A 22,403-nucleotide genomic window follows, 5' to 3' on the forward strand; every position below is an offset into this window, starting at 1 on the left:
TAAGGCAGATGAACGCTGCTCACACAGCACCTGCCCACGAACGATCAAAGATTTTCGTACCGGTTCATGTCCAGCACGCCCTCTTCCACCGGATCGGTTTCGTGCAGATACTGGCTCAGATCATGGAAATAGAACCAGAATTGCGGGTGACTGCGACGAATCCCCCAACGTTCGACGATTTTTTCGAAACGGTTGGCATCCTTGGCGTTTTCCATTGCATCGACAAATTCCGGCACTTGATCGGCAGGAATGTTGAACATGAAGTTCGGATAACTGCTGAGCACGCCCGGAAAAATAGTGAGGGTGTCCAGCCCTGGCTGATAGCGCAGCGACTCACCGAGCAGGAACGCCACGTTGCTGTGCGCACGGTTGCGCAACAGGCTGTAGACCTCGCGTTTGCCGTTAGTGGTTTCAATGCGCAGCATCGTCGCTTCCGGCAGTTGGTCGATGACCTTCAAACCGGCCGCCGGGCGCGAGGTCAGACGGCTGAGCGCCTGCTCGGCATTTTGCAGTGCCGGGTCGATATTCGGCCGCGAGCAGTAAGCGCCGTCGCAGCGGTTAAGCGGATCAGGGTGCGCATTGAGATCACCGTAACGCGCCAGCAATTGCATGGCGAAGTCGTATTTCGGGTCTTTCTCGTCCAGTTTCAGCGCGGTCGGTTTATCGTCGTCGATCGCTTCGTAATCGAGCCACATCTTGAATTGGCCACTGCTCTGGTACCAATCGTCGAGGTAACCCTCGCGAGAATCGGCGGGCATCAGGCGCAGGAAATTCTGCTCGGCACCGTTGCGGATCAGGTCGAAATACAGACGGGTTTGCGCCTGATGCGAGACGTTGCCGAACACGTCGAAGTTGACTGCCAATTGGTAATAGGTGCGCTCGAGCAACGGGTAGTCGAACAGCCACATCGTCTGTGGCACCTCGCCGATCAGGCCTTTGGTCACCGAAGCGCTATCAAAGTGGCGGAAAATGCTCAGCAGCGCGTTGTCGTTACCGGCCCACAGCGTCGACCAGCTCGGTGCAGGAACGTCGGCGTAGCTGTCGCGGCGCAGTGCCTCGTACTCGTTACGTTTGTTGCGGTAGTTATGCCACAGGCTCAAAACGCTGCCGACATCGTCGTTCTGCCCGGGCATGGCCAGCAACGGCGTGGCCTGGCCGCGATAGTTCGGGTCGGTGATATAGAGGTCATGCTCCGGTGCCTGGAACAGCGCCCAGAAGTTGTCGCGAATCACGTCAGTCGCGATCTGGCCACGGCACACTGGGCCACGAATAAAGGTGCGCACGAAGTATTCGGCGTTATCGAGCATGAACTGGTAACGCGCCTGCGCCGGAATCGCCTCAAAAGTGGCAAACGGGTTGGCGCGGCTCTGCGGGCCGTAACCGGGCAACGCATTGGCCTGCCAGTTGCCGCTGTAGAACAGGCTTTTCACCCGCGCCATCTTCGCCGCGCTCAGCGGATAGGTGATGTGGGTCTTGTGCACGATCACCCCTTGCACCGGCCACAAGCGGTAATACACCTGAGTGCCCGGATCGTCGTTGGGGCGGCGGGTGGCGATCAGGTCGATCGGCTGTCCGGTCGGCGTGCGCGAACGCACCCACTGGAAGTAATGCCCCGGCTCGCCATCCTTGAAATAGATGTGCGCGAGAAACCAATGCTCATACAGCCAGCGCCCGACCAGGCTTTGCCGTGCGCCGGGCGTGTTGAGCAGGTTTTCCCATTGGACGATCTGCAGGGCTTCCTTGGCGCTCGGGGCCAGGCCTTGCTCGTCGATCGGCGCACCGGACGCCAGCCAGCGTTGCAACGTTTGATATTGCTGATCGGTCAGGCCGGTGACCGCCAGCGGCATGCCTTCTTTCGGATGCGTAGCGGCATAGCCTTCGAATTCGGCGGGCATCGCGCACAGGTTCTCGCGGTTCAGCCCCAGCACGATGTCTTCCGGGAGCTTGGCGTTCGGCGTCAGTGGCGTCTTGTGTCCAAGTTCGAGCATGCGCGCCATCAGCGCCGCCTGACTGCCCTGCGCATCGAGCACCGAATAGAAGTCTTTCTGCTGCCAGGCACGTTTGCCGAATGCGTCGTAGAACAGTCGCGTAGTCGGCGCCGCTTGTGTGCGCTCGCCGTCGTAGACCGGCATCTTGCTCGCACCACGGGCCGCGCCCTCGCCACTGCCCAGATTGAGCTGGCAGGCCGAGTCGTAGCAGGCATGGCAAGCCACGCACTTCTCGGTGAAGATTGGCTGGATGTCTCGGCTGTACGAAATAGCAGGAGAAATCGTGGGTTCCTGCGCAACGGCGCCCCAGCTTAAGAACAGCAAGAAAATGCTGATGACGCGGTACGACATGCCCGTAATCCCGATCCTGGAAAAAAACGCCGCGATTCTACAGTATGACGCTCGTACCAACATGAGCGATATTCATGCTAAAGCCCCACATGCTCTAAAAGCGCACAGGTTTGCTATGATCCCGCTCCTTCGTAATGGTCTTTCCGAGTAGTCCAAATGTCCGATCGCAGCGTCCGCCTTCAAGCTCTCAAGCAAGCCCTCAAAGAGCGCATCCTGATACTCGACGGCGGCATGGGCACGATGATCCAGAGCTACAAGCTCGAAGAGCAGGATTATCGCGGCAAACGCTTCGCGGACTGGCCGAGTGATGTCAAAGGCAACAATGACCTGCTGGTGATCACCCGTCCCGATGTGATCGGCGGCATCGAGAAAGCCTATCTGGATGCCGGTGCCGACATCCTCGAAACCAACACCTTCAACGCCACACGCATTTCCATGGCCGACTACGGCATGGAAGAGCTGGCTTACGAATTAAACGTAGAAGGCGCGCGCCTGGCCCGCAAGATTGCCGACGCCAAGACCGCCGAGAACCCGGCCAAGCCGCGTTTTGTCGCCGGCGTGCTCGGCCCGACCAGCCGCACCTGCTCGCTGTCGCCGGACGTCAACAACCCGGGCTACCGCAATGTCACCTTTGATGAGCTGGTGGAAAACTACACCGAAGCCACCAAAGGCCTGATCGAGGGTGGCGCCGATCTGATCCTGATCGAAACCATCTTCGACACCCTCAATGCCAAAGCGGCGATCTTCGCCGTGCAAGGCGTGTTCGAAGAATTGCACATCGAACTGCCGATCATGATTTCCGGCACGATCACCGACGCCTCCGGCCGTACCCTGTCCGGCCAGACCACCGAAGCGTTCTGGAACTCGGTGGCGCACGCCAAGCCGATTTCGGTCGGTTTGAACTGCGCGCTTGGCGCCAGTGAGTTGCGTCCGTACCTGGAAGAGCTGTCGAACAAGGCCAGCACCCACGTGTCCGCGCACCCGAACGCCGGCCTGCCGAACGAATTCGGCGAGTACGACGAACTGCCGTCGCAAACCGCCAAAGTCATCGAAGAGTTCGCCCAGAGCGGTTTCCTCAACATCGTCGGCGGCTGCTGCGGCACCACCCCGGGCCACATCGAAGCCATCGCCAAAGCCGTGGCCGGCTATGCCCCACGCCAGATTCCGGATATCCCCAAGGCCTGCCGCCTCTCGGGTCTGGAGCCGTTCACCATTGATCGCAGCTCGTTGTTCGTCAACGTCGGCGAGCGCACCAACATCACCGGCTCCGCCAAGTTCGCCCGCCTGATCCGTGAAGACAACTACACCGAAGCGCTGGAAGTCGCCCTGCAACAGGTCGAGGCCGGCGCGCAGGTGATCGACATCAACATGGACGAAGGCATGCTCGATTCGAAGAAGGCCATGGTGACCTTCCTCAATCTGATCGCCGGTGAACCGGACATCTCCCGCGTGCCGATCATGATCGACTCGTCGAAATGGGAAGTGATCGAAGCCGGCCTCAAGTGCATTCAGGGCAAGGGCATCGTCAACTCGATCAGCATGAAAGAAGGCGTCGAGCAGTTCATCCACCACGCCAAGCTGTGCAAACGCTACGGCGCGGCGGTGGTGGTGATGGCGTTCGACGAAGCCGGCCAGGCCGACACCGAAGCGCGCAAGAAAGAGATCTGCAAACGCTCCTACGACATTCTGGTCAACGAAGTCGGCTTCCCGCCGGAAGATATCATCTTCGACCCGAACATCTTCGCCGTCGCCACCGGCATTGAAGAACACAACAATTACGCGGTGGACTTCATCAACGCCTGCGCCTACATCCGCGACGAGCTGCCGTATGCCCTGAGCTCCGGCGGTGTGTCCAACGTGTCGTTCTCGTTCCGGGGCAACAACCCGGTGCGTGAGGCGATTCACTCGGTGTTCCTGCTGTACGCCATCCGCGCCGGGCTGACCATGGGCATCGTCAACGCCGGGCAGCTTGAGATTTACGACCAGATCCCTGTGGAGCTGCGCGACGCCGTAGAAGACGTGATCCTCAACCGCACGCCGGAAGGCACCGACGCCCTCCTCGCCATCGCCGACAAGTACAAGGGCGACGGCAGCGTCAAGGAAGCCGAGACCGAAGAGTGGCGCAACTGGGACGTCAACAAGCGTCTGGAACATGCGCTGGTCAAGGGCATCACCACCCACATCGTTGAGGACACCGAAGAATCGCGCCAGTCGTTCGCGCGCCCGATCGAAGTGATCGAAGGCCCGCTGATGTCCGGCATGAACATCGTCGGCGACCTGTTCGGCGCCGGCAAAATGTTCCTGCCGCAGGTAGTGAAATCTGCCCGCGTGATGAAGCAGGCCGTGGCGCACTTGATCCCGTTCATCGAACTGGAAAAAGGCGACAAGCCGGAAGCCAAGGGCAAGATCCTCATGGCGACCGTGAAAGGTGACGTGCACGACATCGGCAAAAACATCGTCGGCGTGGTGCTCGGTTGCAACGGCTATGACATTGTCGACCTCGGCGTGATGGTGCCGGCAGAAAAGATTCTGCAGGTCGCCAAGGAAGAAAAGTGCGACATCATCGGCCTCTCCGGTCTGATCACGCCGTCGCTGGACGAAATGGTTCACGTGGCCCGCGAAATGCAGCGTCAGGACTTCCACCTGCCGCTGATGATCGGTGGCGCGACCACGTCCAAAGCACACACCGCGGTGAAGATTGAGCCGAAGTACAGTAACGATGCCGTGGTCTACGTGACCGACGCCTCCCGCGCCGTGGGCGTGGCGACGCAGTTGCTGTCGAAGGAATTGAAGGCAGGTTTTGTTGAAAGAACCCGTGCCGAATACGTTGAAGTGCGCGAACGTACCGCCAACCGCAGTGCCCGCACCGAACGCCTGAGCTACGCCGCCGCGATCGCCAAGAAGCCACAGTTCGACTGGGCCAATTATCAGCCGGTCAAACCGACGTTCACGGGCAGCAAGGTGCTGGACAACATCGACCTCAAAGTCTTGGCCGAATACATCGACTGGACGCCGTTCTTCATCTCCTGGGACCTGGCCGGCAAGTTCCCGCGCATCCTTGAAGACGAAGTGGTCGGTGAAGCTGCCACCGCGCTGTACAAGGACGCACAGGAGATGCTCGCCAAACTGATCGACGAGAAGCTGATCAGCGCCCGTGCGGTGTTCGGTTTCTGGCCGGCCAATCAGGTGCATGACGACGACATCGAACTGTACGGCGATGACGGCAAGCCATTGGCCAAGCTGCATCACCTGCGCCAGCAGATCATCAAGACCGACGGCAAACCAAACTTCTCGCTGGCCGACTTCGTGGCACCGAAGGACAGCGAAGTGACCGACTACGTCGGCGGTTTCATCACCACCGCCGGCATCGGCGCCGAAGAAGTGGCCAAGGCTTATCAGGACGCTGGCGACGACTACAACTCGATCATGGTCAAAGCCCTCGCAGACCGTTTGGCCGAGGCCTGCGCCGAATGGCTGCACCAGCAAGTGCGTAAAGAGCACTGGGGTTATGCCAAGGACGAAGTGCTCGACAACGACGCGTTGATCAAAGAGCAATACAGCGGCATCCGCCCTGCTCCGGGTTATCCGGCCTGTCCGGATCACACCGAGAAAGCGGCGCTGTTCGCCCTGCTCGACCCGGAAGCGGAAGAAATGCGCGCCGGCCGCAGCGGCGTGTTCCTCACCGAGCACTACGCGATGTTCCCGGCGGCTGCCGTCAGCGGCTGGTACTTCGCCCACCCGCAGGCGCAGTACTTCGCCGTGGGCAAGGTCGACAAGGATCAGGTCGCCAGCTACACCTCGCGTAAAGGTCAGGAGTTGAGCGTGACCGAGCGCTGGCTGGCGCCAAACCTCGGCTACGACAACTAAGCAGCCTCCGACAGCGCCTACAGGTGTCCACGTTGTTCACAAATATTGTGAGCCAACGCTAAACCTGTGGGAGCTGGCTTGCCAGCGATGGCGTCGGGGCAGCCAGCATCGATGTCGCGTGTGCCGGCCTCATCGCTGGCAAGCCAGCTCCCACAGGGATCCAGGTGTTTTTGTTGACTCCCCTCTCCTGGCCCTTCCCGACATTTGCTTTTGCGGTGTTCTGCAGAGGGTTGGCTATGCTTGTCTGACACACACGGCAGACGAGGGATTTATGGACGATCCAGTCGACAACAAACCGCCGACCTTCTGGCAGATGCTGCACAGCGTGATGGCGGCGGCGTTCGGGGTGCAGAGCGGCAAGAACCGGGCAAGGGATTTCACCCATGGCAAGCCCAGCCATTTCGTGATGCTGGGGATTCTGTTCACCGCCATCTTCGCGCTGACGCTGTTTGCCATCGTCAAACTGGTGCTGCATTTCGCCGGAGTCTGACGCGGTCAGCGCATCAGGGTCTGCAAGCTGAACGGGTAGCGATACGAAGCCGGTTGCCCCTTGGCCGAGAGCTTGCGGAAATTCACGCCGTAGTTCGGCGACGTGCCCATGTCCAACATTTGCCGGGCATGCCGTTTGTCGATCAATTGCAACAAGGAAATCTGCCGATCACGGCCGCCGTAGTGATTCAACTCGACGCCTTGCTCGACATCATGCAACTCGACCAACGCCCAGCCGCCCAAGGTGAAATGCCCGCCGACCAGCGCGCTCAGACGCCCGTCAACCAACGCCTGCAAGGCCGCCGGAGAGGTGTTGACCGCACTGAACAAGGCATCTTTGCCGGGGACTTTGCCGGTCTCGGCGTATGCGCGCATCGCGCCGAAGGCCATTTCATCATTGGCCGACCACACCAGCGACACCTTCGGGTAACGCGCGAACAGCTGTTTGGCCTGCTCATAGGCGCGCTCTTGGGTCCAGCCGCTGTACACCAATTGCCGCAGGCGCATTTGCGGGTGTTCGGCCAGCGCCCGTTGCATGCCGCGCTCGCGCAATTGCGCCGAAGGGGTGACCTTCAGCCCGGAGAACGCCAGCACTTCAATCGGCTCGGCAGCGGGCGTCGGCGGGTGCAGGCGAATCAGCTCCTTCATCATCAGGTAGCCGCCCTCCTCGTCATTCGGTACCAGGCTGCCGATGCGGTCGTTCCGTTCGCCGACCAGCGCTTGCTGGTCAGGTGTCAGCGCCGCGTTGACCATAAACAGCTTCACCCCGCTGTTCTCGGCCAGGCGCAGAATCTGCGGGGCAACGTATTGTTCGTTGACGAACACCAGGTACTCGGGACGATTCGGTCCCTGCAACGCGACGCGCGCCTGAGCCAGGGTCAGTTCGGGCTGGCGTTGGGAGTAGAGAATCTGCAGATCGATGCCCAGATCATGGGCGGCGGCCTGCATGAACTGTGAATAGCTGACCCAGAAAGCTTCCTGAGTCGAGCCCGGATTCAAGAACAGTACAGACTCTGCCCGCGCGCCGATCTGGAACAGCGCGCCGAACAACAGAAGACTGATGTGGAAAAACTTGAACATGAAGCATCCGGGCCCAGGGAAAAATGGCCGCGCATTATAGCCCTCGATCCACCGGCTATTGATGCCTGATCCCGCTTTTTGTCCGACAATCTGTCGCAAGCGAGGCCCGGACGGGTCGTTTACTGATGGCTGACCCAGAATACCGCTGTTCCTACTACGAGAATGATCAGGAACAAAATGGCCCACGCATCGACACTGCTGTCGCTTTTTCTTGCCTTGGTCGGATTGCTCATTGCATCGCCTCTTGTCGGTTTTATCGGTGATTGCAGAAAGACTCGACCACAGTTAAGACGATGATTGTCCGCACGACAAATGTGGGTTAGGTGACAGCCATTCTCGTTAGGCGATTTGGTTCTTTACATATACTCAAACATCACTTTTGCGCATAACTGCAAACGGGTATATTGCCCCGGCTCCGTTAGGGAGTGCGCGGCCGTGCGCGCAGAATTGCAGAGGCACATTCGGACTCCAGCAAGCGAAAACGCAGCGTTTTCCGAGTAGCCCAAGCCTGAGAACAGGACTTATATGTACGTATACGACGAGTACGATCAGCGGATCATCGAGGACCGCGTCAAGCAGTTCCGTGATCAGACCCGACGCTATCTGGCAGGTGAGCTGAGCGAAGAAGAATTCCGCCCCCTGCGCCTGCAAAATGGCCTGTACATCCAGCGCTTCGCGCCGATGTTGCGGGTGGCGGTGCCTTACGGCCAGCTGACTTCGCGTCAGGTGCGCATGATGGCCAGGATTGCCCGCGACTACGACAAGGGCTACGCCCACATCAGTACGCGGCAGAACGTGCAGTTCAACTGGCCGGCGGTGGAAGACATCCCGGACATCCTGGCTGAACTGGCCACCGTGCAGATGCACGCGATCCAGACCAGCGGCAACTGCCTGCGCAACGTCACCACCGACCAGTTCGCCGGTGTCGCTGCCGACGAAGTGATCGACCCGCGCCCATGGTGCGAGATCGTCCGTCAGTGGACCACGTTCCACCCGGAATTCGCCTACCTGCCACGGAAGTTCAAGATCGCCGTCAACGGTTCGACCGCTGACCGTGCGGCCATTGAAGTCCACGACATCGGCCTTGAGCCGGTGCACAACGCCGCTGGCGAACTGGGCTTCCGCGTGCTGGTCGGCGGCGGCCTCGGTCGTACCCCGGTCGTTGGCGCGTTCATCAACGAATTCCTGCCGTGGCAGGATCTGTTGAGCTACCTCGACGCCATCCTGCGGGTGTACAACCGCTACGGCCGTCGCGACAACAAATACAAGGCGCGGATCAAGATCCTCGTCAAAGCGCTCACGCCGGAAGTGTTCGCGCAAAAAGTCGATGCGGAAATGGAACACCTGCGCGGTGGCCAGACCACATTGACCGAAGCCGAACTGCATCGCGTCGCCAAGCACTTCGTCGACCCGGACTACAAGGCGCTGGACGACCAGACCGCGCAACTGGCCGAGCTGGACCAAGAGCATCCTGGCTTCGCCCGCTGGCGCACCCGCAACACCCTGGCGCACAAGAAGCCGGGCTATGTGGCCGTGACCCTGTCGCTCAAGCCGACCGGCGTTGCCCCGGGCGATATCACTGACAAGCAACTCGACGCCGTCGCCGATCTGGCCGATCGCTACAGCTTCGGGCAACTGCGCACCTCGCACGAGCAGAACATCATTCTGGCCGACGTCGAGCAAAGCCAGTTGTTCGCCCTGTGGGGTGAACTGCGTGAAAGCGGTTTCGCCACGCCGAACATCGGCCTGCTGACCGACATCATCTGCTGCCCTGGCGGTGACTTCTGCTCGCTGGCCAACGCCAAGTCGATCCCGATTGCCGAGTCGATCCAGCGTCGCTTCGACGACCTCGACTATCTGTTCGACATCGGTGAACTGGACCTGAACATCTCCGGTTGCATGAACGCCTGTGGTCACCACCACGTCGGCCACATCGGAATCCTCGGCGTGGACAAGAAAGGCGAAGAGTTCTATCAGGTCTCCCTCGGCGGCAGTGCCAGCCGTGATGCGAGCCTGGGCAAGATCCTCGGCCCGTCCTTCGCTCAGGAAGCCATGCCGGACGTGATCTCGAAGCTGATCGACGTGTACGTTGAACAACGTACCGAAGACGAGCGCTTCATCGACACCTACCAGCGTATTGGCATCGACCTCTTCAAGGAACGCGTCTATGCAGCGAATCATTAAGAACAACGCGGTCGTCGACGAAACCTGGCACTTACTGCCCAAGGATTTCAACATCGACGAGATCAGCAACTGCGACGACCTGATCGTGCCATTGCAGCTGTGGCGCGAACACAGCCGCATGCTCAAGGCCCGTGACGGTGGTCTGGGTGTTTGGCTGGACGCCGACGAAGAAGCCGAGGAAATCGGTGACGACGTCGATCAATTTCAGGTGATTGCCCTGAACTTCCCGGCCTTCACTGACGGCCGCAACTACTCCAACGCGCGCCTGCTGCGTGACCGCTACGGTTTCAAAGGCGAACTGCGGGCGATTGGTGACGTGCTGCGCGACCAGCTGTTCTACATGCACCGCTGTGGTTTCGACGCCTTTGCCATTCGTGCGGACAAAGACCCGTACGAAGCCCTGGAAGGCCTCAAGGACTTTTCGGTGACCTATCAGGCCGCCACCGACGAACCGCTGCCGCTGTTCCGTCGCCGCTGATCAAAGACCCCGGGGCCGCGCCTGCGGACTCGGGGTTTTCTGCTTAACCCTTGGATTGTCCAAACCGGCCCGGCGCCGTCGTCGGCGGCAACGTCAAACCAGGGTGGCGACTCAAAGCCAGAGTTGTCAGGTGCCTGCGAACCTGCGCAGCTTCGTTCCTGAAATTATCAAGAATGGTCTTCATCTGTTGCGAGGCCGCCTGGCGAGACAGCCCGGCTCGCCGCTCCAATTGCGCCAGTGATCGGCCGCTACGTTGCAGGTTGTCTTCAAATGCAGCTCGCTGCGTCTCTGCCAGGTACTCCGACCAGAACTCCTCCTGACTGATCGACTCCAGTAGTTGCGGGCCTTGCTCGGCCCTGATCACCTCCAGACCGACCTGATCGATTTGGCCGGCGGTCACTTCAACGTCCAGCACGGTATTCAGTTGCCGGGGTTGTCCGGGCAGTTGCAGTCGTTCGGCCAGGCGCACCCTGTACAGCAGACTGACATCCAGCGCCTGCTGCGCGGTGAGTGAAGCGGACTGCGCACGCTGCGCGATGTCCATCAAGGCGTGCCTGTGCACTTCATGCAAGCGAAACATTCCGCGCAACAGGCCGATCAGCTCCCCTTCCAGTGTTTGCGTACCGGTGCGCACAGCCGCGACTGCCCGATAACACAGACATCTGACCTCAAGATCACTGAACAGCACGGCGACATTGACGGCGCTTGCCTGGCCGGCCCTGGCCATGCGAAACAGCGTTCGGCGCAATCTGGCGTCTGTGCAGATAGCCTCCAGCACGCCCCACACGCGCTGGGCCAGTTGATCGCGGGTGTGGGTGAAATCAGCGGTTGCGCGCAATTGTTCAAGCACCTCGAAAAAGTCCCGTGATTGCGGATCCGCCAGCAAAGACGTCAGCACCTCCTGCGCACGCGCAACCGACACTTGCGACAAACCATTCACCCAGCCGGCACCTTCCCTATCGACAGCCTGCCACGCCGTACCCGGGTAGTCATGAGCCATCACGCCAAAGCCGCTACCCTGGGTCCTTTGGTATTGCGCAATCGCCTTCAGGCTCGACGCTGACAGCGGGTTGCCGTCAAGGCAGGTGCCACGATTCAACGCGGCGCGGTAGTTGAACACTGCTGCGGGCACCTCGACGATATTGTTATTGCGAAGGCCCAGCGCCTGCAGTTCAGTCAGCGCATCAATGTCCGAGGGCCAATCGGAAATTCCGCAGGCACGCAGATCCAGGCGCCGCAATCGACGCTGCGCCGTTAGCCGCGGTGTGCGCCCCAATGTCGGGTTCAAACTCAGATCCAGCGAAACCAGGCCATCGTTGTTGCCGAACTCGGGAACTGAACGCTCAGTGAGCTCGATCTGGTTTTCACTCAAATCCAGATGTCGCAGACCGGACATTTCTTCAATCGCCTGCGGCACGCGCGTCAGCCCGTTACCTGATAAATCCAGCGTGCTCAGCCGGGAAAAATTGCGCAAAAAGCTGTTCAACCCGGCGCTGGCCCCCACCCCACTCATCCGCAACACAGCGATGTGATTGAAGTCGGCCACGATCACCGGCAACTCCCCCAGAGGCACCCGGTCCAGTATCAGACTGGGTGCGCTGTTACCCGATTCATCAGTCACGCGGGTTTCTCGGCGCCAGGCACGCCGGATCGCTCGTGCCGCCAGAGATTTGCTGTGCGAGGGCACCTTTTCGCGCCCACCGCTATCCGTGTGATACCAGGTGTCGCGATGGACCCAGCGTTCCAGCGTCTCGACCATCGTTTGGTACTCAACCCGCATGCGCTCGAGTGTCCTGATGGCCAAGACGTCGTCCGCCTCCAGTGACGCTACAAACAGCTTGATCTGCTCGGTGGAATGGGAAGGATACAGTTCGCCCGCCCGCTGCATGATCGCTGGCGATCTGGAGGGCAAGGGGCTGGTGTCTGGCGCCGAGAGCCCCATGGAGTGTTCGATCTGGCGATCCGCCAGTCCCATCGGCGAGCGGTAGTCTGCACCCAGCGCTTCGATATTCAGCAACCGGGAAAACGGCTCGCGGCGCTGCAATGCCACTGCGGTAATGTTCTGCCGAAGACCACTGCCATCGGTGTCCGTGGCCACACCAAGCGCCTTTCGGGCATGTGCCGGCAGGTTTTCCCATAAAGCCTGGAAAAAATCTGCGCGGGGGCTGGCGGGCGACGTCGACACGACCGTTCCCTGCGCATCCACATCGCCGGGCCACCCGGGCAAGTGCGTCAAGGCATCGAGTACCAACCCGTCAGCGTCGTCGCCGCTGAACGAATCCAGATACAGCGCCTCGTACGCGCGGTTCAACCGCTGAACCGGCTGAAAGCGCCGTGCCTCTTCGGCGAGTCGCAACGGCACTTTGGCCGAGTCAAGTTGCGCCCATTCATTGATATCGGCATACCGTACAAACTCATCGGCGATGCTGGCTGACAATGGTGCAAAAGCCTTGCAAATGATTTCTCCGCGGACGCTTTCGCAGACATCAACGCGTCGATACAGCCGACTCATCAGCGCCGGCCGCTGGCCCGACGCAAGTGTACCGATACAGGCCAAAAGCGAGGTAACCTGCTCTGATGCTTTTCCTGCGGTCGAGCCCAGCAAATTCGACCGCTCATCCGCCTTGAGACCCGCCAGCAGTGACGTGTGAAACTCTCCCTGGTGCAGCGTATCCTTGCTGATTTCCAGGCGTCTGGATGCACTCTCAGCGCCATAACGCGCCACCTCTTGCGCCCCGACGTCGTTCACAATCACCGCCAGATCCGCAGGCCAGCGCGACGCCGTGGTCAGCAGGTACAACTGCAGATCAGCATCGGCTGAAGAAACCAGCGATGGCGTGCCGATCTGCTCCAGAAACTGCGAAACCTGCGCATCGGCGCGAAAGCGTCTGACGGTGTCGGCCAGCAATGCCATCGTCTCGCCACGCTGCACGAACGAATGGCGTAGCTGTGTTTCATCGATGCCGGTGCAGGCGATGACTTGCAGGACACGGGCATCGGGCAGCCCTTCTTCGCGATAACCGAGGCGGCGCAGGAGCGTGAGCGGGCTCCAGCCCTGCGCCAGTTCCGAATCGTGGCGCCATGCCCCTGCTCCATTGGTTTCGAGTAATGGGCGGTAGCGCGCAGATGGCGGCGTGCCATGCACCTCCCACAGCCCGGTGCCGGCGACCGGACGTACTGCATAGGCATCCGCGCCCAGCGGCAGAAAACGCTCATCCCCCTGCCGGATCAAGCCCTGACTGTCCGGCGAAAGCCCCGCAAGAACCGGCTCCCATTGGCGATAGGCGGCCATGTCCGCACACCACAGCCGATGGCCGTCGCCTTCAATAGGCAGGCGTCGCAAACCCTGAACGAACGTTGATGAACGCAGGGTTTTGTAAACCTTGCCTGCGGCCACTCCACCGGCTGCGAATGCCGTCATGAGGATCAGGTTTTCCAGGGTATCGAACAGGCAATCCGTCGCGTGTTCCTGATCGCCATAAGCCCAGCTCTCCACACCTTCGTAGACCTCGCTGAGCAATTGCAGGCCGGCCACAGCAAACATCATTTCGCCAAGGACAGGGACAAAAGAGGCAAAGAACGCCAGCGTGTTCAAGCCGATGGACTTATAGGTATCCAGCCGCCCCAAGCGGGTCTTTTCATCTTCATCACCGGTCGGTACCACCAGCAACCGCGCTTCCGCGCGGAATCTTTTCGAGTGATGCCGAAACAGCGCCAGAAAGAGATCGTGCTTTGCATCGCCTTCCAGGGCGACGGCCGTCACCGGCAAGTAGAACGTGGCGAATGGAAACTGCGCGGTATTGGCGTTCAGCAGTCTTACATTCAGCCCCGTGATGAACGTCGAGCGCTCGCCAAGGAGGATGAAACGCATGAAAAAACTGCGCCATTTCACATCTCGCAAGCGCATGCTCAACTGGCGTTCGAACATCGGGAACGAGGCGTATTCTTTCAGCGGATGATCCGGGTCACCCGGTATGTAGACCACACAGCGCTCGTCATCATCGTCGGCACGTACGCCGACCGGCCCGATCAACATCGGTCCGCTCAACGTTACCCCGAGCATTTCGAGATTGTGATACCCCAACGTGTTAGTGCCCAGACTGATCGTGGACGCCGAATCCTTGACCGATTCGAGCATCGCGTAAACATCTGCACTGATATGTCCGCGAAGCAATGCGATATGCCGATCAACATCGAATTGATCCTTTGAACACGCCACTGCAGCGGTCTGCAAACTGCCGATCTGAGTTTCACTGCCAAACAACGCTTCTACATGTTTCTGGTATTGCGCACCCAGATCGAGATCTCGACACAGTTTGGCGAACTGATGAGGTTCGAGTGGCAGTATCTGACTGCGCTGCCCTTTAACGCGAGGCGGAACATACAGAAACGAGTTATCGCTATAGTTGCCAGACTTTGTTTCTGACAGTTCGAAATTCTCGCAGGCTGCCGTCAACACGTCGCGCTTGATCGGCAGTACAAGTTTTTTGCGCAATCCCAACAGGCTGGACGTCGAGCGCACATGCTGGAAGAGCGCGCCCGCGACGTCAAACGGCTCTCCCAGTTTCTGTGACATCGCTTTAGCCAACAGGGGCGCACAGAAAGCTTGCGGAGAACTCAACGCCTGGGCCTGCTCACGCGCGAGGTGCCGGGACTTGTAGCTGGTTTTAAGGCTGGTGTAGAGGGCGTCGCGTACGGCATTCGACGATTCAAGCAACCAAGCGGGAATTTGTTCTTTGAACAACTCAAAAAAGACGCCTTGTTGGGCTGGCGTCATGTCAGGCGTTTTCAGTTTTGCATTTTCAACATCCATGTTTAACAACCTTAATCTGACTTGAGCACTCAGAATAAAGTTGAAATAAAACTCGATACAGCGCGATTAGTTGATGAACTCAAACAGAATTCATCAACAATCAAGAAGTTGAAAATACATATGTAGTGCACAGTTTTTCTGAAACACGCTCGCATGACGGTTGTCATGCGAGCGTCGGAGTATTTACCAGAAACGCTGTTGGGTCAGCCGACTCCACCAGCTCAGCAGCACGCGGTCGACCGAACCGCTGGCCGCCATGCCGATACGCTCCTGCAAGCTTTTGCGTTCGGCGTAGTGCAGGTGATAGACCTCAGCCTTTTTCGCCCGGTCTGCGAGGTATTCATCGCTGGTCTTGAGCTCATCGACCAGTTGTTTGTCCAGCGCCGCGACGCCGAGCCAGACTTCACCGGTGGCCACATCGTCAATCGCCAGTTGCGGGCGATAGCGCGCCACGAAGTTCTTGAACAGTTGATGGGTGATGTCCAGGTCTTCCTGAAACTTCTCGCGGCCCTTCTCGGTGTTTTCGCCAAACACGGTCAAGGTGCGCTTGTACTCGCCGGCGGTGAGGACCTCAAAATCGATGTCGTGCTTCTTCAGCAAGCGGTTGACGTTGGGCAGTTGCGCAACCACGCCGATCGAGCCGAGAATCGCGAACGGCGCACTGATGATCTTCTCGCCGATGCACGCCATCATGTAGCCGCCGCTGGCCGCAACCTTGTCGATGCACACGGTCAGCGGTACGCCGGCCTCGCGGATACGCGCCAGTTGCGAGGAAGCCAGACCATAGCTGTGAACCATGCCGCCACCGCTCTCCAAACGCAGGACCACTTCGTCTTTGGGGGTAGCGAGGGTCAGCAATGCGGTGATTTCGTGGCGCAGGCTTTCGGTCGCCGAAGCCTTGATGTCGCCGTCGAAATCCAGCACGAATACGCGCGATTTGGCTTCAGGCGGTTTCTTCTGCTTTTTCGCGCTTTTCTCGGACTTGGCCTCGCCTTTGCGCAAAGCCTTGAGCTGATCCTTGTCGAGCAGCGTCTGCTCCAGGCGCTCACGCAGGCCCTTGTAGAAATCATTGAGTTTGCTGACCTGCAACTGACCGGCCGATTTGCGCCGGCCCTTGCTGCGCAATGCGGCAAAACTGGCAAGCACCACCAGAATGGCGACTACCAGGGTGACGGTCTTGGCCAGAAAACTGGCGTATTCGGTGAAAAACTCCACAGAGACTCCTTAAACGATGCGCGGAGGCGGGACACGCGCGGGATGGCTCAAGCATACCCATGCGCCGGCTTGTCGACCAGCCGTGAAAACTCTGGCAACACCCCTGTAACGGGCATTTCAAACAAGCGTATGTTTTTTCATTGACAGCTACCCGTCATCCTCATAACCTCGCCACAACCTTCAACGTACCGGGATGACGCGGACGTGGGCAGCATCTACTTGATTCGACATGGCCAGGCCTCCTTTGGTGCAGACGACTATGACGTCCTCTCGCCGACCGGTGTGCGTCAGGCAGAAATCCTCGGTCAGCACCTTGCTGAACTTGGCATCAGCTTCGATCGCTGCCTCGCCGGTAACCTGCGTCGTCAGCAGCACACGGCCACCAGCGCACTGGCGCAATACGCCGCCAAAGGGCTGCCGGTGCCGACCCTGGAAACCGATTCGGCATTCAACGAATTCGATGCCGACGCGGTGATTCGAGCGCTGCTCCCGGACATGCTGGCGGACGAGCCTGAAGCCCTCGACATCTTGCGCAATGCCGCGCAGAACCGTGGCGAATTCCAACGGATTTTCGCCCTGATCATCGAGCGCTGGCTGGCCGGCACTTACGACACACCGGGGCTGGAAAGCTGGTTGAGTTTCGTCGAACGGGTTCAGGCCGGGCTGCACCGGATCCTGGAACAGGCTGGCGCCAAACAGAAAATCGCCGTGTTCACCTCCGGCGGCACCATCACCGCCCTGCTCCACCTCATTACGCAAATGCCCGCCAGACAGGCCTTTGAATTGAACTGGCAAATCGTCAACACCTCGCTCAACCATCTGAAGTTCCGCGGTCGCGAGGTGGCTTTGGCCTCCTTCAACAGTCATGCGCACCTGCAACTGTTGAAGGCTCCGGAACTCATCACTTTCCGCTGAGTCCGGTTAACTTGTGAACCTTGCTGTAATCAACCCCAATAAGGATCGAACCATGACCTCCGTAGCCGATGCCGTAAAAGCAATGCAAGCCAAGTTCAACCCAGCCGCTGCTGCCGGCCTGGATCTGGTCTTCGGTTTCAACATCACTGACGAAGACAAGCAGTACTCGCTGATCGTCAAGGACGGCACCTGCGATATCCAGGAAGGCGAGAACCCGGACGCCAACTGCACGCTGGTACTGGATAGCGAAACCCTCAAAGGTATCGTCAGCGGCGAAACCGACGGCATGCAGGCTTTCATGGGCGGCAAGCTGCGCGTTGAAGGCGACATGATGCTGTCGATGAAACTGTCCGAGCTGTTCCCGTCGTAATAGCGCGTTCAGTGACCCAAGAATCCCGCCTTCATGGCGGGATTTTTCATTCGAACGCTGAAATTTACTGCGCATGCCCGCTTTCACATTCAGTTGCCGTGCGCTCGGCCGCAATGGCCGGCAGCGTGTTGATGGCCAGCAGCCCGGCCAGACTCAAAGGTGATTTGACGGATGAAGATTGAATCATGAACAGCATCCCTGCGTATCAGGCCAATGCCATCTCCTTCAACAACCGGGTATCCAGGCCAAACCTTTCCTGGGAGACCATCTGGAACTGCCCCTCCGCCAGTTCGCAACTCACCAGCAGATTCCACGAATGCCGGGTTGCCGCCGAGGGGATCAACACAAACGGATGCTCGGCCAAAAGAGCATCGGCAAACAACTGCTGATTGGGTGAAGGCCGTGCGGGGCTCAATCAGTATGGATTGGGCACCTCTTCCGGCTGCACGATTCTGACCTTGGCATCGCTGATGACTTCAAAGCACGTCAGTACATACGGCTCACTGTCGAGCGCATCAAAACTGTTATTGGCTGCCACCTCCAGAATGGCCGAAGACGGGTCGACAGAGGCGTAGGCGACTCGCCGGCCAGGCGCATTCCATCGACCTCCATTCAGTTCTGAACCTATCCCGCTGTCCCACGTAGTCCCATAAACCTCGGGGTCCAGCCGCCAGGCATACCAGTGCTCGTCCCAAGGCAAGGGATTCATGGGTAAACCCCGGACATGATCTGCCACAGGTATTGTTCCACCATCTGGAAACCCAGTGGATGTCGGATAAATTCCAACGGCACGTGGCCGCTCAGATAAGGGCTGGGTTTCTGCATCCAGGCCTCCGCACGCGATTGCCCTGCGAATGCCCGAGTGGCCATCTCGAGCACCAGCGCATATTGGTAGGCGACGACACTCTGTTGCGGGTCAAGCCGTACCGGTTTGCCTTCCTTCATGAGCCGGCGCACGGTTCTTACAGACTTGCCGGTGATGCGTTTGACCATGTCTTCGCGCAGATACAACTCGCAAGTTGAAAGCATGTTGACGACATCGCTCAGCTCAAAGCCCTCGTCGGTCAGGCGGATGATCAGCAGGGCATCGTCACCGATGTTCTGACCGTTCACGAGCAGATCGACAGGCTTGCCCGCGACCTTCTTCAGCCCCGTCAGCCGGGGCGCTTTTGGTGTGGGCATCGCGATATCCTCCATGGGGCATCTGGCGCGATCGTCGATCCAGAAGTTGCGCAGGGAATAAACAGAGGTTTCATGCTCGATGTGTGGGGTACGCATAACTGATCCTTGATCTGGGAGCCTGAGCGTTCCAGCCGCTCAGCGACTTCAATGTCAGGATCGATGCTATAGATCGCGCTTCCGACGACCAACCTGAAAAGGTCGTCGGAAATATCCCTCGCTTGCGGCAAAACCCTGCATTTTCCGTAGGACGTAAACGCAAGACATTCGGCTATCAGCCACCGAAGTGAGCACTCACATCCAGCCACCACTCCCGCCCCGTCCGGCGCTGATCAGGCGCGACTGTGCAATAGCCCCGCCGACATTTTCCGCAATAAAAAACCATCAAATGCAAACCTTTGAACATAAAGCGCTTCGTCGCCGCAGAAACAATGGCTGACAGAACGTTGACCTTGATCACTGGCGCGTGGCTCGTCACTGATTAATCTCGCGGCTCCATCGAAGGCCAGGGACGGCTCAGCGAGAGCCCACGGCCGAATCCACTCAAGGAAGAGCAATCATGCGAGCACTCAACATCATTCTGCTGTCGTCGGCATTCAACGGCCTGACCCAACGCGCCTGGCTGGAACTGCGCGAGGCCGGGCACTCGCCCAGCGTCGTGCTGTTTACCAATGAACAGGCCGTGTGCGAACAGATCGAACACAGCGGCGCGGATCTGGTGATCTGCCCGTTCCTCAAGGACCGCGTTCCGCAGGCGCTGTGGAGCAACACCGAGCGGCCGGTGGTGATCATCCATCCGGGTATCGTCGGTGATCGCGGCGCCAATGCCCTCGACTGGGCGATTACCAACGAGCTGCCGAATTGGGGCGTCACCGCGTTGCAAGCGGTCGAGGAAATGGACGCCGGCCCGGTGTGGGCCACCTGCGAATTCAACCTGCCGTCGGGCCTGCGCAAATCCGAGCTGTACAACGGCCGGGTCAGTGACGCGGCGATTCGTTGCGTACGCGAAGTGGTCGAGAAATTCGTCGAAGGCTTCGAGCCGGTAGCTCTGGACTATGCCGATGCCAAGGTGCGCGGGCGCTTGCAGCCGAACATGAAGCAGGCCGACCGCAGTTTCAGCTGGCACGATTGCGCGCGCTTTATCAAACGCTGCATCGATGCCGCCGACGGCCAGCCCGGGGTGTTGGCGAGCCTGGCCGGCGGTCAGTATTACGTGTACGACGCGCACCTGGATTCGCGCAGCGGCATGCCCGGCGAAATTCTTGCGGTGCATGACGATGCGGTGCTGGTCGCAGCCGGAGATCAAAGCCTGTGGATCGGTGCACTGCGGCGCAAACCGCAACCCGGCGAGGAGACCTTCAAGCAACCGGCGCGACACCTGTTGGCCGGGCAATTGGCCGATGTACCGGTGCTGGACTGGTCGATCGCCACGCAGCCGTTCAGTGACGAAGCCTATCAACCGATTCGCTACCGCGAATCCGGCATCGTCGGTGAGCTGACCTTCGAGTTCTACAACGGCGCCATGAGCACCGAGCAGTGCCAGCGCATGGTCGCCGCGCTGCGCTGGGCGAAATCCCGTGATACCCGGGTGTTGTTGATCAAGGGCGGACGCGGCAGTTTTTCCAACGGCGTGCATTTGAATGTGATCCAGGCCGCGCAGGATCCCGGTGCCGAAGCCTGGGCCAATATTCAGGCGATCGACGATGTCTGCGCAGAACTGCTGACGGCCCGGCAACTGGTGGTCAGTGGCGTCACCGGCAATGCCGGCGCCGGTGGGGTGATGCTTGCGCTGGCGGCCGACATTGTCTTTGCCCGCGCCGATATCGTGCTCAATCCGCATTACAAGAGCATGGGGTTGTACGGCTCCGAATACTGGACCTACAGCCTGCCCCGCGCCGTCGGCCCGGCAATGGCCGAGCAATTGACCCAAGCCTGTCTGCCGGTGAGCGCGGTGCAGGCGTGGCAACTGGGCATGGTTCAGGAAATCGGCCCGCGCTGCCCGGACGAATTTGCCCTGTGGTTGCTGCAAAGGGCCAACGGCGTGGTGAGCGATCCGACCTATGCGGCGGTGCGCGAGCGCAAGGCGCGGGTGGATCAGGTGTTGATCCAGCAATGCCGCGAAACCGAACTTCAGGAGATGCAGGAAGACATGCTCTACAACCGTAATCAGTTTGCCGAGAAGTGCCGCAATTTTGTTTACAAGCGCAAGGTCTGTGGCACGCCGGCGCGGTTGATCGAGGCATGGGCGCGGGGGCGTTCGGTTGAGTTGGCCAGTTGATCTTGCGGTGACTGCTTTCCCCTCACCCTGGCCCTCTCCCAAGGGAGAGGGCCAGGGTGAGGTGTCTGGCGCCCTGCATCGACCTGAAAAATCGGGTCGATTATGGATTCAACGTTGATCGTTCAAGTCGGTGCATTGCTTCAATATCCCCCAATCGGTCCCCTCTCCCTCTGGGAGAGGGTTAGGGTGAGGGGCTTTTGCCTTTACAATGCCCGACACCTCAAACACCGGCCCACCCATGGACATCGATCTCGCTCGCACCTTTCTGGAAATCGTCCGTCACGGCAGCCTCGCCGCGGCCGCGCAAAAGCTGTTTGTCACACAAACGGCGATCACCGCCCGGGTGCAGAAACTCGAAAGCCAGCTGGGCAGTACGCTGTTTGTGCGCAACCGCGCCGGGGCGAAACTGACGCCCAATGGCGAGGCTTTTGTGGTCTACGCCAATCAACTGGTGCAGACCTGGGAGGCCGCACGCCGCGACCTGCCACTGCCCGAGGGCTATCACAACGTGCTGCACATCGGTGGCGAAGTCAGCCTGTGCAACCCGTTGATGTTGAGTTGGGCGGCGGAACTGCGCGAGAAGATTCCCGGGCATGCCCTGCGCATGGAAATCCGCGACGGCGAAAACCTGCTGCGCCAGCTCGAACTCGGCGTGCTCGACGCCGCGCTGGTCTATCAACCGGAATACTGGCCGGGATTGCAGGTCGAGCAGGTGCTGGAAGAAAAACTGATTCTGGTGCGCGCCCCCGATCGTCCCGATCCCTACGTCTACATTGACTGGGGCCCGGACTTCCGCCGCCAGCATGACGCCGCCCTGCCGGAAAAAGCCAAAGCGGCGCTGAGTTTCAACCTCGGCCCACTGGCCCTGCAGTACATTCTCGAACACGGCGGCAGCGGCTATTTCCGCACCCGAGTCGTGCGCACTTACTTGGAAAGCGGCGCCCTGGAAGCGGTGACCAAAGCCCCGGAATTCGGCTATCCGACTTACCTCGTCTACTCACGCGATCGCGATTCGGCGACGCTGCAACAAGCCTTCCACTTGCTGCGCGAAGTGATCCGCACCGACGACGACTGGTCGCAACGCTGGAACCCGCTGAGCTGAAGCGGCGGCTTTACAGCCGATCATGGCGCATGTGACATCAAGGTCCGGCCTGCACAAACGGCCGGATCGGCTAATCTGCCGGGTATAACAACAA

The 22,403-nt window shown here is 59.6% G+C and carries 14 protein-coding genes and 1 pseudogene; 8 read left to right on the forward strand and 7 right to left on the reverse strand.

The window, feature by feature from the left end:
* Nucleotides 1–44: 44 nt before the first annotated feature.
* On the reverse strand, nucleotides 45–2,339 hold the full coding sequence (locus M9827_RS10340; RefSeq protein WP_250605356.1) for a fatty acid cis/trans isomerase: 2,295 nt from the start codon (nucleotides 2,337–2,339) through the stop codon (nucleotides 45–47).
* Nucleotides 2,340–2,495: 156 nt separating this feature from the next.
* Between M9827_RS10340 and metH the strand changes: the two genes are divergently transcribed.
* Nucleotides 2,496–6,206, forward strand: a complete 3,711-nt coding sequence (metH, locus tag M9827_RS10345) for a methionine synthase (RefSeq protein ID WP_250605357.1) — start codon at nucleotides 2,496–2,498, stop codon at nucleotides 6,204–6,206.
* Between the two features lie 271 nt (nucleotides 6,207–6,477).
* Complete coding sequence (locus M9827_RS10350; RefSeq protein WP_095120983.1) at nucleotides 6,478–6,696, forward strand: DUF2970 domain-containing protein; 219 nt, start codon at nucleotides 6,478–6,480, stop codon at nucleotides 6,694–6,696.
* Between the two features lie 5 nt (nucleotides 6,697–6,701).
* Here the strand turns inward: M9827_RS10350 and M9827_RS10355 are convergent, their stop codons facing one another.
* Nucleotides 6,702–7,775: an ABC transporter substrate-binding protein gene (locus M9827_RS10355; protein WP_250605358.1), complete on the reverse strand. Its 1,074-nt coding sequence runs from the start codon at nucleotides 7,773–7,775 to the stop codon at nucleotides 6,702–6,704.
* A gap of 525 nt (nucleotides 7,776–8,300) precedes the next feature.
* On the opposite strand from M9827_RS10355, the gene M9827_RS10360 reads away from it, so the two are divergent.
* Nucleotides 8,301–9,959: a nitrite/sulfite reductase gene (locus M9827_RS10360; RefSeq protein ID WP_250605359.1), complete on the forward strand. Its 1,659-nt coding sequence runs from the start codon at nucleotides 8,301–8,303 to the stop codon at nucleotides 9,957–9,959.
* Nucleotides 9,943–10,437 carry a DUF934 domain-containing protein gene (locus M9827_RS10365; protein ID WP_250605360.1) on the forward strand — a complete coding sequence of 165 codons (495 nt, stop codon included), beginning with the start codon at nucleotides 9,943–9,945 and terminating at the stop codon, nucleotides 10,435–10,437. The genes M9827_RS10360 and M9827_RS10365 overlap by 17 nt, the downstream gene beginning before the upstream one ends.
* A 43-nt stretch (nucleotides 10,438–10,480) precedes the next feature.
* Here M9827_RS10365 and M9827_RS10370 read toward each other — a convergent pair whose 3' ends face one another.
* Nucleotides 10,481–15,250: a dermonecrotic toxin domain-containing protein gene (locus tag M9827_RS10370; RefSeq protein WP_250605361.1), complete on the reverse strand. Its 4,770-nt coding sequence runs from the start codon at nucleotides 15,248–15,250 to the stop codon at nucleotides 10,481–10,483.
* A 183-nt stretch (nucleotides 15,251–15,433) separates the two neighbouring features.
* Nucleotides 15,434–16,465 carry a protease SohB gene (gene sohB / locus M9827_RS10375; RefSeq protein ID WP_250605362.1) on the reverse strand — a complete coding sequence of 344 codons (1,032 nt, stop codon included), beginning with the start codon at nucleotides 16,463–16,465 and terminating at the stop codon, nucleotides 15,434–15,436.
* A gap of 204 nt (nucleotides 16,466–16,669) precedes the next feature.
* Between sohB and M9827_RS10380 the strand changes: the two genes are divergently transcribed.
* Both M9827_RS10380 and M9827_RS10385 read left to right on the forward strand, forming a co-directional pair.
* A complete protein-coding gene (locus tag M9827_RS10380; protein WP_250605363.1) occupies nucleotides 16,670–17,380 on the forward strand; it encodes a histidine phosphatase family protein in 711 nt (236 codons plus the stop codon).
* Between the two features lie 52 nt (nucleotides 17,381–17,432).
* Complete coding sequence (locus tag M9827_RS10385) at nucleotides 17,433–17,750, forward strand: SCP2 sterol-binding domain-containing protein (RefSeq protein WP_007912567.1); 318 nt, start codon at nucleotides 17,433–17,435, stop codon at nucleotides 17,748–17,750.
* 64 nt (nucleotides 17,751–17,814) lie between these two features.
* Here the strand turns inward: M9827_RS10385 and M9827_RS27735 are convergent, their stop codons facing one another.
* The 3 genes and pseudogenes from M9827_RS27735 to M9827_RS10395 all read right to left on the reverse strand — a co-directional run bounded on the left by M9827_RS27735 (nucleotide 17,815) and on the right by M9827_RS10395 (nucleotide 18,932).
* Entirely contained in the window at nucleotides 17,815–17,946 is a 132-nt protein-coding gene (locus M9827_RS27735; RefSeq protein WP_284676806.1) for a hypothetical protein, read from the reverse strand.
* A 9-nt stretch (nucleotides 17,947–17,955) separates the two neighbouring features.
* Nucleotides 17,956–18,459 (reverse strand): annotated as a pseudogene (locus tag M9827_RS10390) (RES family NAD+ phosphorylase).
* Nucleotides 18,456–18,932 carry an MbcA/ParS/Xre antitoxin family protein gene (locus tag M9827_RS10395; protein WP_250605478.1) on the reverse strand — a complete coding sequence of 159 codons (477 nt, stop codon included), beginning with the start codon at nucleotides 18,930–18,932 and terminating at the stop codon, nucleotides 18,456–18,458. Before M9827_RS10395 ends, M9827_RS10390 begins: the two are co-directional and overlap by 4 nt.
* Nucleotides 18,933–19,488: 556 nt before the next feature.
* On the opposite strand from M9827_RS10395, the gene M9827_RS10400 reads away from it, so the two are divergent.
* Nucleotides 19,489–21,207 carry a hydrogenase maturation protein gene (locus M9827_RS10400; RefSeq protein WP_250605364.1) on the forward strand — a complete coding sequence of 573 codons (1,719 nt, stop codon included), beginning with the start codon at nucleotides 19,489–19,491 and terminating at the stop codon, nucleotides 21,205–21,207.
* Between the two features lie 238 nt (nucleotides 21,208–21,445).
* Entirely contained in the window at nucleotides 21,446–22,309 is an 864-nt protein-coding gene (locus M9827_RS10405) for a LysR family transcriptional regulator (RefSeq protein ID WP_007912548.1), read from the forward strand.
* The last annotated feature ends 94 nt before the right edge of the window (nucleotides 22,310–22,403 follow it).

The sequence above is a fragment of the Pseudomonas sp. AKS31 genome (genome assembly GCF_023634765.1).
Lineage (GTDB): Bacteria > Pseudomonadota > Gammaproteobacteria > Pseudomonadales > Pseudomonadaceae > Aquipseudomonas.

Coding starts and splice junctions, on each gene's coding strand:
- M9827_RS10340 (WP_250605356.1), bottom strand. CDS start 2,339: ATGTCGTACCGCGTCATCAGCATTTTCTTGCTGTTCTTAAGCTGGGGC.
- M9827_RS10405 (WP_007912548.1), top strand. CDS start 21,446: ATGGACATCGATCTCGCTCGCACCTTTCTGGAAATCGTCCGTCACGGC.
- M9827_RS10385 (WP_007912567.1), top strand. CDS start 17,433: ATGACCTCCGTAGCCGATGCCGTAAAAGCAATGCAAGCCAAGTTCAAC.
- metH (WP_250605357.1), top strand. CDS start 2,496: ATGTCCGATCGCAGCGTCCGCCTTCAAGCTCTCAAGCAAGCCCTCAAA.
- M9827_RS27735 (WP_284676806.1), bottom strand. CDS start 17,946: ATGCTGTTCATGATTCAATCTTCATCCGTCAAATCACCTTTGAGTCTG.
- M9827_RS10350 (WP_095120983.1), top strand. CDS start 6,478: ATGGACGATCCAGTCGACAACAAACCGCCGACCTTCTGGCAGATGCTG.
- M9827_RS10370 (WP_250605361.1), bottom strand. CDS start 15,250: ATGGATGTTGAAAATGCAAAACTGAAAACGCCTGACATGACGCCAGCC.
- M9827_RS10360 (WP_250605359.1), top strand. CDS start 8,301: ATGTACGTATACGACGAGTACGATCAGCGGATCATCGAGGACCGCGTC.
- M9827_RS10395 (WP_250605478.1), bottom strand. CDS start 18,932: ATGCCCACACCAAAAGCGCCCCGGCTGACGGGGCTGAAGAAGGTCGCG.
- M9827_RS10355 (WP_250605358.1), bottom strand. CDS start 7,775: ATGTTCAAGTTTTTCCACATCAGTCTTCTGTTGTTCGGCGCGCTGTTC.
- M9827_RS10400 (WP_250605364.1), top strand. CDS start 19,489: ATGCGAGCACTCAACATCATTCTGCTGTCGTCGGCATTCAACGGCCTG.
- M9827_RS10365 (WP_250605360.1), top strand. CDS start 9,943: ATGCAGCGAATCATTAAGAACAACGCGGTCGTCGACGAAACCTGGCAC.